At 72.9% G+C, this 15,017-nt stretch carries 11 protein-coding genes; 4 read left to right on the top strand and 7 right to left on the bottom strand.

What is annotated here, in order from left to right:
• Positions 1 to 83: 83 nt before the first annotated feature.
• From wecB to AOA12_RS05445, 5 genes are all read right to left on the bottom strand, one after another.
• The gene (wecB, locus tag AOA12_RS05465) at positions 84 to 1,148 is read right to left on the bottom strand and encodes a non-hydrolyzing UDP-N-acetylglucosamine 2-epimerase (RefSeq protein ID WP_054686811.1); all 1,065 of its coding nucleotides are present in this window, start codon (positions 1,146 to 1,148) and stop codon (positions 84 to 86) included.
• A gap of 138 nt (positions 1,149 to 1,286) precedes the next feature.
• Positions 1,287 to 3,434 carry an acyltransferase family protein gene (locus AOA12_RS05460; RefSeq protein WP_054681002.1) on the bottom strand — a complete coding sequence of 716 codons (2,148 nt, stop codon included), beginning with the start codon at positions 3,432 to 3,434 and terminating at the stop codon, positions 1,287 to 1,289.
• Positions 3,431 to 4,423, bottom strand: a complete 993-nt coding sequence (locus tag AOA12_RS05455) for a Gfo/Idh/MocA family protein (protein WP_082405982.1) — start codon at positions 4,421 to 4,423, stop codon at positions 3,431 to 3,433. Before AOA12_RS05455 ends, AOA12_RS05460 begins: the two co-directional genes overlap by 4 nt.
• Before the next feature lies 1 nt (position 4,424).
• On the bottom strand, positions 4,425 to 5,522 hold the full coding sequence (locus AOA12_RS05450; RefSeq protein WP_054681001.1) for a DegT/DnrJ/EryC1/StrS family aminotransferase: 1,098 nt from the start codon (positions 5,520 to 5,522) through the stop codon (positions 4,425 to 4,427).
• Positions 5,519 to 6,109: an N-acetyltransferase gene (locus AOA12_RS05445; RefSeq protein ID WP_054681000.1), complete on the bottom strand. Its 591-nt coding sequence runs from the start codon at positions 6,107 to 6,109 to the stop codon at positions 5,519 to 5,521. Before AOA12_RS05445 ends, AOA12_RS05450 begins: the two co-directional genes overlap by 4 nt.
• A gap of 744 nt (positions 6,110 to 6,853) precedes the next feature.
• Here AOA12_RS05445 and AOA12_RS05440 point away from each other — a divergent pair.
• Together AOA12_RS05440 and AOA12_RS05435 are read left to right on the top strand one after the other, a co-directional pair.
• Complete coding sequence (locus AOA12_RS05440; RefSeq protein ID WP_054680999.1) at positions 6,854 to 8,074, top strand: cell wall-binding repeat-containing protein; 1,221 nt, start codon at positions 6,854 to 6,856, stop codon at positions 8,072 to 8,074.
• Positions 8,075 to 8,252: 178 nt separating this feature from the next.
• A complete protein-coding gene (locus AOA12_RS05435) occupies positions 8,253 to 9,440 on the top strand; it encodes a cell wall-binding repeat-containing protein (protein WP_054680998.1) in 1,188 nt (395 codons plus the stop codon).
• A gap of 345 nt (positions 9,441 to 9,785) precedes the next feature.
• Here the strand turns inward: AOA12_RS05435 and AOA12_RS05430 are convergent, their stop codons facing one another.
• Together AOA12_RS05430 and AOA12_RS05425 are read right to left on the bottom strand one after the other, a co-directional pair.
• Positions 9,786 to 10,859, bottom strand: a complete 1,074-nt coding sequence (locus AOA12_RS05430; protein ID WP_054680997.1) for a glycosyltransferase family 2 protein — start codon at positions 10,857 to 10,859, stop codon at positions 9,786 to 9,788.
• 2 nt (positions 10,860 to 10,861) lie between these two features.
• A complete protein-coding gene (locus AOA12_RS05425; protein ID WP_054680996.1) occupies positions 10,862 to 11,842 on the bottom strand; it encodes a hypothetical protein in 981 nt (326 codons plus the stop codon).
• Positions 11,843 to 11,915: 73 nt separating this feature from the next.
• Here AOA12_RS05425 and AOA12_RS05420 point away from each other — a divergent pair, with 73 nt between their 5' ends.
• Both AOA12_RS05420 and AOA12_RS05415 read left to right on the top strand, forming a co-directional pair.
• Positions 11,916 to 13,067 (top strand): hypothetical protein, encoded by a 1,152-nt coding sequence (locus AOA12_RS05420; protein WP_054680995.1) that lies wholly within the window; start codon positions 11,916 to 11,918, stop codon positions 13,065 to 13,067.
• A 73-nt stretch (positions 13,068 to 13,140) separates the two neighbouring features.
• Entirely contained in the window at positions 13,141 to 14,931 is a 1,791-nt protein-coding gene (locus AOA12_RS05415; RefSeq protein WP_054680994.1) for an ABC transporter ATP-binding protein, read from the top strand.
• Positions 14,932 to 15,017: the final 86 nt, after the last annotated feature.

The following is a 15,017-nucleotide window of genomic DNA, read 5'->3' as shown; positions in this document are numbered from 1 at the left end:
GGCGCGCGAGCGGGACGCTCCCTGTGCGCGCGGGCCCGGCCCCGGCCGGGGACGCGGATCCGACGGACGATGGATGCGGCGGTTCAGCCGCGGGCGCGCAGCACCTCGACGACGCGCTCGGCGGCGTGACCGTCGCCGTAGGGCGTGGCGTCGGTCGGCGTGGGCGCGGGGCGCGTCACGGCGGCGGCGATCTCGGCGCCGGTGCGCGCGAGCACGTTCCAGCCCAGTTCGACGGTCTCGACCCACTCGGTCTCGGTGCGCACGGTCGTGCACGGCACGCGCAGCAGGAACGCCTCCTTCTGCAGCCCGCCCGAGTCGGTCACGACGCCGGCGCTCTGCAGCACCGACGCGATGAGGTCGGCGTAGGCGAGCGGCGCGTGCGCGTGCAGCGACCCCTGCGTGAGGCGGATGCCGTGGTCCGCCGCCTTCGCGACGACGCGCGGGTGCGCGAGCAGCACGACGGGCCGGTCGAGCGCGGCGAGGGCGTCCGCGATCTCGGCGAGACGGTCCGGATCGTCGGTGTTCTCGGCACGGTGGATCGTCGCGACGTAGTGCTCGCCGGCCGGCACGCCGAGCTCGGCGACGAGCGGCGACGGCCGGCCCGCGACCTCGTCGCGCACGCGGTGCAGGACGTCGGTCATGACGTCGCCGACGAGCACCGTGCGGCCCGAGAGCCCCTCGGTCGCCAGATGCTCGACCGCGACGCGCGTGGGGGCGAGCAGCAGGTCGGCGGCGTGGTCGGTGAGCACGCGGTTGTGCTCCTCCGGCATCCTCCGGTTGAAGCTGCGCAGCCCCGCCTCCAGGTGCGCGACCGGCAGGTGCAGCTTCACGGCCGACAGCGCCGCGGCGACCGTCGAGTTCGTGTCGCCGTACACCAGCACCCAGTCGGGCCGCTGCGCCGCGAAGACGCCGTCGAGCGCCGCGAGCATCGCGCCGGTCTGCACGCCGTGCGTGCCGCTGCCGACGCCGAGGTGCACGTCGGGCTGGGATATCCCGAGCTCGGTGAAGAACACGTCCGACAGCATCGGGTCGTAGTGCTGGCCCGTGTGCACGATGACGTGCTCGACACCGGCCGCGCGCATCGCGCTGTCGATGGGGGCGAGCTTGACGAACTGCGGACGCGCACCGACGACGCTGACGACTCTCACGGCCGTCAAGTCTAGAGGCGCGCGAGCCCCGACCGAGCACGTTCACCCGCGGCACAGTCCTTCAACCGCGGCACAATCTTTCAACCGCGGCACAGTGCGAGTTCCGCGCCGGCACACCCGCAACTCGCCGCGGTCGGACTACTCCGGCGACCTGCCCGCGGGCATGAGCCACGGCGCGGCGGCGGCGAGACGCTCGGCCAGCAGCGGCGCGAGGGTGCGGGCGTAGGTGGCGGTGAGGTGCGACTGGTCGCGGTAGGCGACGACGTTGCCGACGATGGGCTCGCACCGCTCGACGCCGCAGAAGCCGTCGGCCAGGTCGATGCCGATCACGTCGTCCGGGAGGTCGGCGCGCGCCTCCAGCGGCGAGACCTCCGCGTACACCTCGGAGCGCGCGAGGCCGCAGGCCGCGGCATCCTCGTTCTCCTGCAGGCACTCCGGCACGACGTGCGGGAAGCGGGGGCTGTCGCGCAGCGCGATCACGGGCACGCCCGCGTCGGAGAGCTGCCGCCACACCGCCACCTGCCCGTCGGGCACGTTCTCCGCGCCCTCGGCGCCCGACTCCGACCGGGTCTCGGTGCCGATCGTCACGACGGCGTCGGGATGCAGGCCGAGGATGACGTCGAGGGCCTTCTCGTTCCACGCGACGCACGAGGGGCGCCGCGGCACCAGCGGATCCTCCGCGGCGAGACGGCATCCGTCCTTGTCGACGACGACGAGGCGCCACCCCTGCGCGTCGGCGATCTCGCGCAGCGCCGGATAGAACTGCACCGCGTGCGAGCCGCCGCTCAGCACGACCGTGCGCGTGCCCGGCTCGTCGTCGCACACGAGCACCTCGTCGAGCCCGTCGCCGTCGCGCCAGTTCTGTATGCATCCACGGGAATATATGTCGGGCAGGTCGCGCACGGCGACCTCCGGCGCGGGCACGGGCGCCTCGTCCCACGGGCCCGCGATCCCCGATTCCGCCGTGCCCAGAGATTCGTCGGCACCCGGCACGAGCGCGGCCGCACCCGGATGCTGCGCGGCGTCGGCCTCGGTGCCCAGCGTCGCCTCGGCCCGCTGCCGCTCCCACGCCGCGCCCCCGGCGGCCGCGCCGCCCACGACGAGCGACCCGGCGACGAGCGCCGCGAGCACCCGCCACGCACCGGCGCGCGAGACCACGGCACGCCGCGCACGGCGCGCGACGACGTCGACGAGCCAGCGCTGCGTCGCCCACGCGGCCAGCAGCGAGACGACGAGGATGCCGGCGGCGCCGGCCGGGCCGACGCGGTCGTGGCCGTTCCACGCGAGGAAGTACACCAGGATCGGCCAGTGCCAGAGATAGAGGGGGTAGGCGATGTCGGCGAGCCAGGTGAGCGGGCGCAGCTGCAGCACGCGCGTGAGGCCCGCGCGCGGCGCGCCGCCCGACTCGCTGCCGGCGAGCATCGCGATGGTGCCCAGCACCGGCCACAGCGTCCACGGGCCGGGGAACGCCTGCGCGCCGTCGACGACGAAGCCGCTGCTGACGATGAGTGCGACGCCCGTCCACGCGAGCACGCCGCCGAGCGCCGGCGCGACCCGCACCCGGGCGAGCACGAGGGCCGCGAGGGCGCCCGCGCCCATCTCCCACGCACGCGCGGGGAAGGAGTAGTACGCGACCTGCTGGTCGACGCCGACGAGGTGCACGGCGTAGGCGAACGACGCCGCCGTGAGGATGCCGGTGACGACCGCGAACAGCGCGGACGACCACGTGCGCCGCAGCAGCGCGAGCACTCCCGCGAGCACGACGGCCAGCAGTGGCCACAGCAGCAGGAACTGCCCCTGCACCGACAGCGACCAGAAGTGCTGCAGCGGGCTGGCGCCGGGTCCCGCCGCGCCGTAGGCGAGGCCCGAGCCGGCGAGCTCGGCGTTCTGCGCCAGCAGCGCCGAGGCCGCGACCTCGCGCAGCAGCTGCTCCCAGCGCGACACGGGCAGGATCGCGAGGCCCGCGACGCCGACGGCGACGAGCACGAGCAGCGCGGCGGGCAGCAGGCCCGAGAACGTGCGCGCGTACCGCGCGACGAGCGAGAACCGCCCCTCGCGCAGGGCGCGATCGATCCCGCCCGTGAGCAGATACGCCGAGATGACGAGGAAGACGTCGACGCCGCCCGACACCCGCCCGCCGCCGAACAGGTGGAAGGCGACGACGAGCCCGAGCGCGACGCCGCGCACGCCGTGCACCTCGGTGAGGAACCTGCGCGTGCCGCCCGCCGCACCGGCGGACGGCGGCCCGGCCGGCGCGACGGTGCCGGCCGCGCCCCGCCGGCTCATGCGGTCAGCGTGGCCGCCGTGCCGGCGCGCGCCGAGTCCAGGGCCGTCTCGACGACCTGGAGCGTGCGCTGCCCCTGCTCCATCGTGACGACGTCGCTCGGCCTGCCCAGCACCGCGTCGCGGAAGGCCTCGTGCTCGACGCGCAGGGGCTCGCGCTTCGGGAACGCGTAGCGGATGACGTCGCCCTCGGAGACGCCGCGGAAGCTGGAGACCGACTCCCACTCCAGCGGGATCGTCCCGTTCGCGTGGAAGGTGAGGTCGCCGGTGGCCGTGTCGGCGACGAACGCGCCCTTCTCGCCGGTGACGATCGTGACGCGCTCCTTCATCGGGCTGAGCCAGTTCACGAGGTGGTTCACGATCACGCCGGATGCCAGGCGCCCGGTGATCGCGATCATGTCCTCGAACTCGCGTCCCGACTTGAACGCGGTCTGCGCGAACACGCGCTCGTAGGTCGACTGCGCGACCCACGCGGTGAGGTCGATGTCGTGGGAGGCGAGATCCTTCGCGACGCCGACGTCGGCGATGCGCGACGGGAACGGGCCCTGCCGACGCGTCGTGATCTGGTAGACGGCGCCGAGGGCGCCCGCCTCGAGCCGCTTGCGCAGCTCCTGCAGCGCGGGGTTGAACCGCTCGATGTGCCCGACCGCGCCGACCAGGCCCGCGGCGGCGAACGCGTCGACCATCCGCTGCCCGGCGTCCAGCGAGTGGGCGATGGGTTTCTCCACGAGCGTGTGCACACCGGCATCCGCCAGCGCGAGCGCCGCCTCCTCGTGGAACGCGGTCGGCACCGCGACGACGGCGATGTCGATGCCCACGTCGATGAGCGCCGAGACGTCGGGAAGGATCGGCAGGGTGCCCGCGACGCCGTGCGGGTCTCCCCCGGGGTCGGCGATCGCGACGAGGTCGACGCCCTCGATCTCGCGGAGCACGCGGGCGTGGTGACGGCCCATCATGCCCACGCCGAGCAGGCCCGCGCGCAGCGCCGCCACGTCAGGCCCCCGCCCCGGCGACCGCGTTCACGGCCGTCACGATCCGCTCCAGGTCGCCCTGCGACAGCGACGGGTGCACGGGCAGCGAGACGACCTCGCGCGCGGCGCGCTCGGTCTCGGGCAGCTCGAGCCCCGGCGCGTACGGCGCGAGCGACGGCAGCCGGTGGTTCGGGATCGGGTAGTACACGCCGCTGCCGACGCTGTGCTCCTCGCGCAGCGCCCGCACGAACCCGTCGCGGTCGTCGGCAACGCGGATGGTGTACTGGTGGTACACGTGCGAGGCGCCCTCGGCGACGGGCGGGATGAGCACGCCGCGCAGGCTCGCGTCGAGGAAGGCGGCGTTGCCCTTGCGCGTCGCCGTCCACGCGTCGACCTTGGTGAGCTGCACGCGCCCGATCGCGGCGTGGATGTCGGTCATCCGCGCGTTGAAGCCGACGACCTCGTTCTCGTACTGCCGCTCCATGCCCTGGTTGCGCAGCAGTCGCGCGCGGCGGGCGAGGTCGTCGTCGGCCGCCGAGATCATGCCGCCCTCGCCGCTCGTCATGTTCTTGGTCGGGTAGAGCGAGAACATCGCAAACCGGCCGAACGTGCCGACGGGGATGCCGTCGAGCGCCGCGCCGTGCGCCTGCGCCGCGTCCTCGTAGACCTCGATGCCGCGGGCGGCGGCCAGCGCCGTCAGCTCGCGCATGCGCGCGGGGTGCCCGTAGAGGTGCACGGGCAGCACGCCCCTCGTGCGATCGGTGATCGCCGCCTCGACGGCGGCGGGGTCGAGCGTGAAGGTCTCGGGCTCGATGTCGGCGAAGACCGGCGTCGCGCCCGTCAGCGCGACGGCGTTGCCCGTCGCGGCGAAGGTGAACGAGGGCACGATGACCTCGTCGCCGGGGCCGACGCCGGCCGCCAGCAGGCCCAGGTGCAGTCCGGCCGTGCCGGAGTTGACCGCGACGACGGGACGGCCCGCGACGAAGTGGCCGGAGAACTCGCGCTCGAACGCGGCGACCTCGGGGCCCTGCGCCACCATGCCGCTGCGCAGCACGCGGTCGACCGCCTCGCGCTCCTCGTCGCCGATGATCGGCTTGGCTGGCGGGATGAACTCGGTCACGCCGTCTCCTCGGTGAGTGTGTCGTCTGTCTCGATGTAGCGGGCGCCCGTCTCGGGGCAGGTCCAGATGCCGTCGCCCTCCGGCGCGAGGGGCACGCCGGCGCGTCCCACCCAGCCCAGGCGGCGGGCCGGGACGCCGGCGACGAGGGCGTGCGCCGGCACGTCCTTCACGACCACGGCGCCCGCCGCGACGGTCGCCCAGGCGCCGATCGTGACGGGGGCGACGCACGTCGCGCGCGCGCCGATCGACGCGCCCTGCTCGATCGTGACGCCGACGGGCTCCCAGTCGTGCGCGCTCTTGATCGACCCGTCGGGGTTGATCGCGCGCGGATACGTGTCGTTCGTGAGGACCACCGCGGGACCGATGAAGACGCCGTCGGCGAGCCGGGCCGGCTCGTACACGAGGGCGTAGTTCTGCACCTTGCAGTTGTCGCCGAGGGTGACGCCGGTGCCGATGTAGGCGCCGCGGCCCACGATGCAGTTCTCGCCCAGCACGGCGTCCTCGCGCACCTGCGCGAGGTGCCAGATGCTCGAGCCGCGGCCGATGCGGGCCCGGGGTGAGACGTCGGCCGAGTCGACGATACGCACAGAAGTGTCTGCCGCTGAGTTCACACGTTCCTCCAGGGGGAACACGCATCCCCGCTTTCGAGGCCTCAGTCTAGCGGCCAACCTTTTGCGGTCCCGAAGGCGCGGCGCACGTGCCGGAGGCCCGATTCCGGCAGGAGTCACACAGTATTTACTAGTGGCATCCCGCGCGGGCCCCGCTCCCGGCATCCAGACGCCGTTCATCCGCGCGTCATCTTGCGAAAAACACGCCGGTTCCGGCCGCAAACGCACGGCCCCTCGTTTGCTGACAGTTTGCTGACAAGGCGGGTGCGGACACCCGGCTCCCGCGCACCGTTCCGGGGCCCGCAGGCTCGAGGCGCTCGATTGCCATGGCATCTTGGTGCCACGGCGAACCGGATCGGACGCTTCGTCCGCATCACTGCAGGATGCGAGACGAAAGAAGCCGGGATGCCGGTAAATCCGCGCCAGAACCGTGAAATCGCGCCAGCCGCCCGACCCCCGGGAACGTCCGCGGGGGCATCGTCGCCCCGACGGACGCACGGCCCCGCGGACAGGAAAACACCCGGTCCGACCGCACCGGCTCTGTGACGATTTCTGACTTCTCCGCACGCCGGAACAACTTGCGAACCCGGATACCTACTGTTAGCTTCTTGTGAGTCCCATAGTTTGCGCAGCGCACTGAGTGCTTGTGAGCTACGAAGTTCAGCGAGCGGGAAACTACTTGGACGTTGTAACCCAAGAGAATCTACCTAGGAGACACAAACAATGGGTAAGAAGACCCGCCGCGGCGCTCTCGCCGCCGCCGTCGCCGTTGCCGCTTCCGCGTCGCTTGCGATCGCGCCTGCTGCAACCGCTGCTCCGAACATCGCTCCGGTCATCCCCGGCGCGCTCGACCAGACCATCGTCGGCAGCACGGGCAACCAGAGCACGTTCTTCCGCTTCGCTTCGAAGAACCGCGTCCTGACCGCCCTCTTCGCTGCGCAGAACACCGCGGGCTGGGGCGACGTCGCCATCCTGGCCTCGTCGGCCGACTACTCGGACGCTCTGGCCGCTGCGCCGCTGGCCGAGATCCTGCACGCTCCGATCCTGCTCGCGAACGCGGACGGCTCGCTTGACCCGCAGGTCAAGGGCTACCTCGCCGCGAACTTCGTCGGCGTCGTCATCGCCTCGGGCCCGGGTGTCATCCCCGAGTCGACCAAGGACGCGCTCAACGACGCGCTGTTCCAGGTGTCGGGCCCCTGGTACGCGGGTCTCAACACGGTCCGCATCGCCGGTGTCAACCGCTACGAGACCGCTGGCACGCTCGCCATCGCCTCGCTCCTGTTCAGCACCGAGGACTACACCTCGGGCGTGAACTTCCTGCTCGCCGACGGCCGCAACTTCCCCGACGCCCTCGCGTCGGGCCCGGCTGCTGCCAAGGCCAGCAACGGTGTGGTCCTGCTGACCGCTGGTGAGGACGGTGTGCCTTCGTTCACCGCCAACTTCCTCGCCGGCAACGCTGTGTCGTTCTCGCCCGCCACGCTCGCTTGGCTGCCCAGCCAGCTGCCCGGCGGTGTCGTCATCGACTGGAGCAACATCGGTGCGTTCAACCACCAGTCGATCACGGTCGTCGGTGGCGCTGCGAAGATCGCTGCGGACAAGGGTGTGCTCGGTTTCGCGACCGAGCCGGTCGAGTACGACGACGCTCTCGTCGGCGCCGACCGTTACGAGACCGCCGTCAAGGTCGCCAAGAAGTACTTCGGCCCCGGCGTCACGTACTACACCATCGCTTCGGGCGTGAACTTCCCCGACGCGATCGTCGCCGGTGGCTGGGCCGCCAACGCTGAGGGCCCGCTGCTCCTCACGCGTGAGGCTGCTCTCACCGCCACGACCAAGGACTACCTGGTCGAGACCGCTGACAACGGCGACCGCTTCGTGGTCTTCGGTGGCACCGGTTCGGTGACCCCGGCCGTCTCGCAGGAGCTCTTCGAGACGTTCCAGTGGTAAGACACCCCTGAGCTGACGATCTCGGGCGGCATGCCGCCTCGGATCTGACTCTCTCAAAGGCCCCCCTCTTCGGAGGGGGGCCTTTGGCGTGTCTGAGCGTCTCCTGAGCTACCCTGTAGACAATCGCCCTGCGCCCGGTGGATCCCCGCCCGGTGGGCACCGTCTCGAGGAGAACCCCATGCGTCGCGTTGCACGAACCGCCCTCACCGCCCTGGCTGCCGTCGTCACCGCGGGACTCGTCATGCCCGCCGCTGCCGCCCAGGTCACGCAGCTCCATGAGAGTGCGCGCGACCCTCAGGTCACGATCGGCTCGACCGGCTCGAAGGCGAACCTGTTCCGCTTCTACGACTCCGGCCGGGTCGCGACCGCCTGGTCGGCGGCCGTGCTCAGCGACTACGCCCCCTCGGGCACTCCCCTCGGCCGCGTCGCGCTGCTCGCCTCGTCGACCGACTACGCCGACGCGCTGGCGGCCGCGCCGCTCGCCGAGACGCTGAGCGCCCCCGTCCTGCTCGCCAACGCCGACGGCACGCTCACGACGGCCGTGACGCTGGAGCTCGCCACCTACGACACCGTCATCATCGTGTCGGGCCGCGGACACGTGCCCGACGCGACCGCGCAGACGCTGATCGACCGCAAGGTCGACGTCGTGCGCTACGCCGGCTCCAGCCGCTTCGACACCGCCGCGGCGCTCAGCCTCGCGTCGCTCTACTGGCACAGCGTGCGCGCGACCGGCGGCACGCAGCCGGGCACGTCGGTGCAGAGCTGGACCGCCTACCTCGCCAACGGCCGCGACTTCCCCGACGGTCTCGCGGCGGGCCCCGCCGCCGCGCGCGACACCAACGGCATCGTGCTGCTCACCGCGAACAGCGAGCTCGGCACGGTCACCGAGGCCGCGCTGCGCGGCAACTTCTCCGCCGTCCGCGGACTCGACGCGGCGGTGTACACGCCCCTCCTCGACTGGTGGAACCGCGCCGCGGCCGGCGCCGCGCTGACCACGTTCGCCGTCGGCGCCGACGCCGCGAGCGCGGCCGACGGCGCGGGCGTCACCGTCAGCACCGCGTTCGTCGGCAGCGACCGCTACGAGACCGCCGCGCTCGTCGCGCAGAGCAGCATCGCGCGCGGACTCGTGATCGGCAACTACACGGTCGCATCGGGCGAGAGCTTCCCCGACGCCGTCGTCGCGGGCGCCTTCGCCGGCAACATGGGCTCGCCCCTGCTGCTGACGCGCGCCGCCGCGCTCCCCGCCTCGACCGTGGGCGTGCTCGAGCCGTCGCTCGTCAACAGCAGCTTCGTCGTCGTCTTCGGCGGCCCCGGCTCGGTCTCCGACGCGGTCAGCGCCCACCTCGTCCAGCTGCTCAGCTGGTAGCCCGCCCGCGGCCCGCAGCCGCTGACCAGGGGGATTCTCCGACGAGTCCCCCGAGGCGCACGCCACCCCGCCCCCACCACACCGCTGGTCGAGTGCTCGCGGCGCAGCCGCGAGCGTATCGAGACCCCTGTAACGGACCGTGGGAAGGGTTTCGATACGCGCGCTGCGCGCGCTACTCAACCAGCGGGGGTGTTATGTGCACCACACACCGCAGAACGCCGCCCCCACATACCGCAGGACCCTGGCTCGCACACCGCTGGTCGAGTGCTCGCGGCGGAGCCGCGAGTGTATCGAGACCCTTGTAACGGACCGATACATGGGTTTCGATACGCGCGCTGACGCGCGCTACTCAACCAGCGGGGAGGTGGGGGTGCGGAGGAGGGTGAGGGCGAAGGCGGCGTCGATGCGGCCCGCGCCGTCGGGGCGCGTCCAGCCGCGCGCGTGCGCGGGGAGCAGCGTCGACGGGTGTCCGCGGCGACGGCGCGCCCGCGCCCGGCGATCCAGCTCGTCGGCGGGCGACGCGGGGTCCTGCGCACCGCGCAGCAGCCGCCGGTCGGCGATCGAGAACGCGCCCTCGGCGTCGCCGAACGCGCAGACGGCGTCCACGGCGCGCGCGAGCGTCGCGCGGTCGTCGGCGGTCCAGGCGCCCGCGTGCGCGGCGATCGCGCCGAAGACGTGCACCCGCATCAGCTTCGCCGCGATCGCGGCACGGTCGCGGGCGGGCAGCGCTCGCAGCTCGCCGTCGCCGGTGACCGAGGGCACGAACGCGAGCGTCTCGCCGAGGCTGCGTCCCGCCGTCGCCCGCTCATCGCCGTCGACGCCCACGAGGTAGGCGGGCGCCCGACCCGCCCATGCGATGCGCGCGCCCGAGAACCAGAGGCGCAGCGACGGCGCGATGTCCTCCCCCGTCAGGAGTCCCTCGACGGGACGCGCCCGCGCCACGAGATCGCGCGAGACCAGGCCCATCGTGCTCGTGCGGTAGGCCAGGCGGTCGGCGACGGGATCGACGATGGCTCGCCGGCGCGGCCGCAGCGGCGGAGTCGGGACCGCGCCGGGCCACGCCATGCGCGGCATGACGATCGCGGCATCCTGCCCCCGCGCGATCTCCAGCCACGCGTCCAGCGCGCCCGGCTGCAGCGTGTCGTCGGAGTCGAGCTTCGCGAAGAACCCGGCGTCCACGGCGTCCAGTCCGCGCGAGAGCGGTCCCGCAGGACTGCGCCGGCCGTCGCCGTACGGGATCAGCTCGATGCGGGGGTCGCCGCCGACCGCGCGCCGGATGTGCGCGGGGTCGACCTCGTGACACACGACGATCACGCGCACCCGCGCCCGCGTGCCCCGCAGCACGGAGTCCACGGCGCGTGCGATGGGTCGCGCCGTGGTGTGCACGGGGACGATGACGTCGACCTCGGCGGGCGCCATCGTCACACGTGCTGCCGGTAGATCGTCTCGAGCATCGGCACGAGCTGCGCGGGATCGTGGTGCGCGATCACCCACGCGCGCGCGCCGAGCCGCTCCGCCGTCGCCGCGGGGTCGCCGATCGATGCCGCGACCTGCGCGACGACCTCGTCGCGCGACCCGCGCAGCGTGGGCGGCTGGGTGCCGTCCTCCGAGGGGAGCCGTTCGCCGAGCGCCGCGACGGGCGCGCCGATGAGCATGGCCTCGAAGTCGCTGACCGAGAGGATGACGTCGGCCTGGCCGATCACGAGGTCGGCCGTGGCGAGCAGGTCGAGATATGCCTCGTGCGGCATGGTCGGCACGAGGCGCACGCCGGCACGCTCGGCGTCCTTCGCGCCCTCGCCCCAGTCGAGGCCGACGAGCTCGACGTGCGGCAGCGCGCGGTGCAGGTCGGCGGCGAGCCCCAGCTGTGCGTCGACGCCCTTGTCGGCCGACCAGCGCGGCGCGAAGACGATGCGCGGCGTTCCCGTCTCCCGCCCGCGCGGCCGCCATTGCGGCAGGCCGTGCGGGCTCACCGCCTGCGGCAGGTGGCGGGCGTCGGGACGCGCCTGCAGCGTCGTCTCGGCGGTGTCGAGGTTCGTGTACAGCACGACGGCCGCCTCGTCGATCGCACGCCGCAGCTGGTCGTGGAAGCGCGGGTCGTGCCACTGGGTGCGGATGTCGGTGCCGTGCAGCGACAGCACGTAGGGGCGGTGCGGCACGCCGCGCTGCCGCAGCAGCGACGCCGACGTGCCGTAGTGCACGTGCACGATGTCGCTCGCGCCGACGGCGCGGATGCGCCGGGCGACGTACGGCAGATAGCGCAGCCGGTCGAGCCCGCCGCGCGGCTGCGTGCGCGGGCGCACGAGGTCGGGTGTGAGGTGGCGCCAGTCGAGCCCCTGCGCCCGGGCCTCGGCGACGAGCGTCGCGGCGACGAAGGCGCAGTCATTGAAGTGGAGCACGCGCATGCCCTCCAGCCTACGTGCGCGGGCCGCGCCGGTAGGCTGGAGGATCTGGGCGACACAGAAGGGGCCACCGCCGATGGCGCGAGAGCGCGAACCCGAACGAGGCGCACGCCGCGTCGCCGTCATCTCGTTCTCGACGCTGCGCAGCGACCCGCGCGTGCTCAAGCAGCTCCCGCTGCTCGCCGGACACGAGGTCACGACGATCGGGCACGGCGAGGCGCCCGACGGCGTCGCCGCGCACATCCGCGTGCCCGACGAGGCGCAGGCCTGGCAGTACCCCCGCATCCCGGTCATCGCCCGCCGCTACCGGCACGCGTACGCGCACAACCCCGCCGTCGCGGCCGTGCGGGCGCAGACCGGGCCCGGGCGGTTCGACGCGGTCATCGCGAACGACCTGGATGCCGCGGGCGTGGCCGCGTGGCTGCGCGCCCCCCTCGGCTTCCATCTCGACCTGCACGAGTTCGCGCCCGAGCAGAACGCCGAGCTGTGGCGCTTCCGCACGTTCGTCGCGCCGTTCCTGCGCTGGCAGCTGCGCACCTACGCACGGCAGGCCCGCTCGACCTCGACCGTCGGCCACGAGATCGCGCAGCGCTACGCCCGCGAGTTCGGCCTCGACCCGGCCGTCGTCATGAACGCGTCGGCGTTCCAGGAGCGGGCGCCGCACGCCACCCCCGACACGATCCGCCTCGTGCACGCCGGCGCCGCACTGCCCAATCGCCGCATCGAGGAGATGATCGAGGCCGCGGGCGCGGCGGCCGCGGCGGGCGCCCCGCTCACGTTCGACGTGTTCCTCGCACCGAACCACCCCGCCTACGCCGAGGAGCTCGCCCGCCTCGCCGACCGCCATCCCGCCGTCACGGTGTGCCCCGCCATCCCGCACCGCGAGCTCGTCGCACGGCTCGCCGAGTACGACGTCGGGGTGCACCTGCTCGCGCCGACCAACTACAACAACCTCGTCGCCCTGCCGAACAAGCTGTTCGACTTCGTGCAGGCGCGCCTCGGCGTCGTCATCGGCCCGTCGCCCGAGATGTCGCGCGTCGTCGACGAGCACGGCCTGGGCGTCGTCGCGGGAGGCTTCGCCGCCGACGACCTGCGCAGCGAGCTCATGCGGCTCACGCCCGCGCGCGTCGACGCGTTCAAGCAGGCGGCGGACCGGGCGGCGTCCGCGCTCTCGTCGGAGCGCCAGTCCGACGTCTGGCGCGACCAGTTCGCGCGGCTGCTCGCCTGACGGCACCGGCATCCTCGAAGCGGCCACGAGTAGACTGGCCCGATCCGTATCCCGTCCGACAGGAACCGCTCGCTTGCTCACCACGTTCTCCACCGTGCGGCGGGTGCTGGCGGTCATGCCTCCCGGCGCGTCGCGGTTCTACACGATCTTCGTGATCGCCTCCAGCTCGCTCGCGATCCTCGACATGGTCTCGATGGGCCTGCTGGCGCTCGTGCTGACGCCCGTCCTCACCGGCAGCGAGATCGTGCTGCCCGTGCTGGGCGCCTTCCCGCCCGAGAGCGCGGGATGGTTCGTGCTGCTCGCGTGCGGTCTCATCATCGTCAAGGCGTTCCTCGCGATCGCCCTGCAGTGGCAGGTCACGCGGCGCTTCGCCCGCTACGAGCTGGCCGTCGGCGACCAGCTGCTCACCGCCTACACGGAGCTCAACTGGGACAGCCGCACCGCGATGTCGACCTCCGACGTCACGCGCATCGCCGACTCGGGCATCGCGAACACGATCATGGGCTTCCTGCTGCCGCTCGCGAGCCTGCCCGGCAACGTGCTGTCGTTCGTCGCCGTCGCCGTCGTGCTGTTCATCTCGCAGCCGGCGGGCGCCCTCGCGGTCACGGCCTATCTCGTGATCGTCGCGCTCGTGCTGCTGCTCATCGTCTCGCGCAAGACGATGCAGGCGGGCCGCGTCAATCGCGACTACGCCTACCGGGCCGCGTCGGTCATCACCGAGATCGTGCTCGCCCTGAAGGAGCTGACGCTGCGCGACGCGCTCCCCCGCGCCCGTGCGCACGTGCGCGAGCTGCGCTCGCACGCCGTGCGCGGACGCGCGAACATCTCGTTCCTCGCCGTCGTGCCCAAGCACGTCATCGAGGCGGCCCTCGTCGGCGGCCTGCTCATCGTCGGCGGCGTGGCGCTCATGGTCGGCGGCATCCACGACGCCGTCGTCGCGGTCGCGCTGTTCACCGCGACCGGCTTCCGCATGGTGCCCGCGCTCACGAGCATCCAGACGAGCCTCACCTCGGCGTCGGCGAACCTCGTCTACGCGCGCAACGTCATCGACGACATCGCCTCCTTCCGCACGGCGACGAACGACCGGGGGCCGGTCCAGGACGTCGAGCTGCCCGCGCGCCCGCGCTTGCTGCGCCTCTCGGGCGTCGGCTACCGCTACCCCGGCGCCGACCGCGACGCGCTCACCGACATCAGCCTCGACCTGCCGATCGGCGGCAGCCTGGGGGTCGTGGGACCCACCGGCGCGGGAAAGTCCACGCTCATCGACGTGCTGCTCGGCCTGTACCCGCCCACGAGCGGAACGGTGGAGATCGACGGCGTCGCGATCGAGAACGCGCAGCGCGCCTATCGCCGGCTCGTGGCCTACGTGCCGCAGCACGTCACGTTCCTGTCGGGCACGTTCGCGCAGAACGTCGCGCTCACCTGGGACGACGACTACGACGCCGAACGGGTCGAGAGCGCGCTGCGCCGCGCGTCGCTCGGGGATCTGCTCGACACGCTGCCGCACGGCATCCACTCGCGCATCGAGGAGGGCGGCAGCAACCTGTCGGGCGGCCAGCGGCAGCGCATCGGCATCGCGCGCGCCCTGTACTCCGAGCCGCTCATCCTCGTGATGGACGAGGCGACGAGCGCCCTCGACGTGCGCACGGAGGAGGACGTGACCCGGGCGATCGCGGCCCTGCGCGGCGACGTGAGCGTCATCGCGATCGCGCACCGGCTCAGCACGATCCGCGACCTCGATGAGATCTGCTACATGGCCGACGGGCGCATCGTCGGGCGCGGCGCCTTCGACGACCTGCGCCGCCAGCTGCCCGAGTTCGACGACCACGTGCGCCTCGCGGGTCTCGCCGAACGCGAGGGATGAGCGCGCCCGCGCGGCATGTCGTCGTCCACAATGCATCGCATCGGAGACCTGTCCACCGATCGGGGAGACGAGCATCCGGGTGCGAC

The organism is Microbacterium sp. No. 7 (assembly GCF_001314225.1).
In the GTDB taxonomy this organism is placed as follows: domain Bacteria; phylum Actinomycetota; class Actinomycetes; order Actinomycetales; family Microbacteriaceae; genus Microbacterium.
This window is presented reverse-complemented; position numbering and strand designations above follow the sequence as displayed.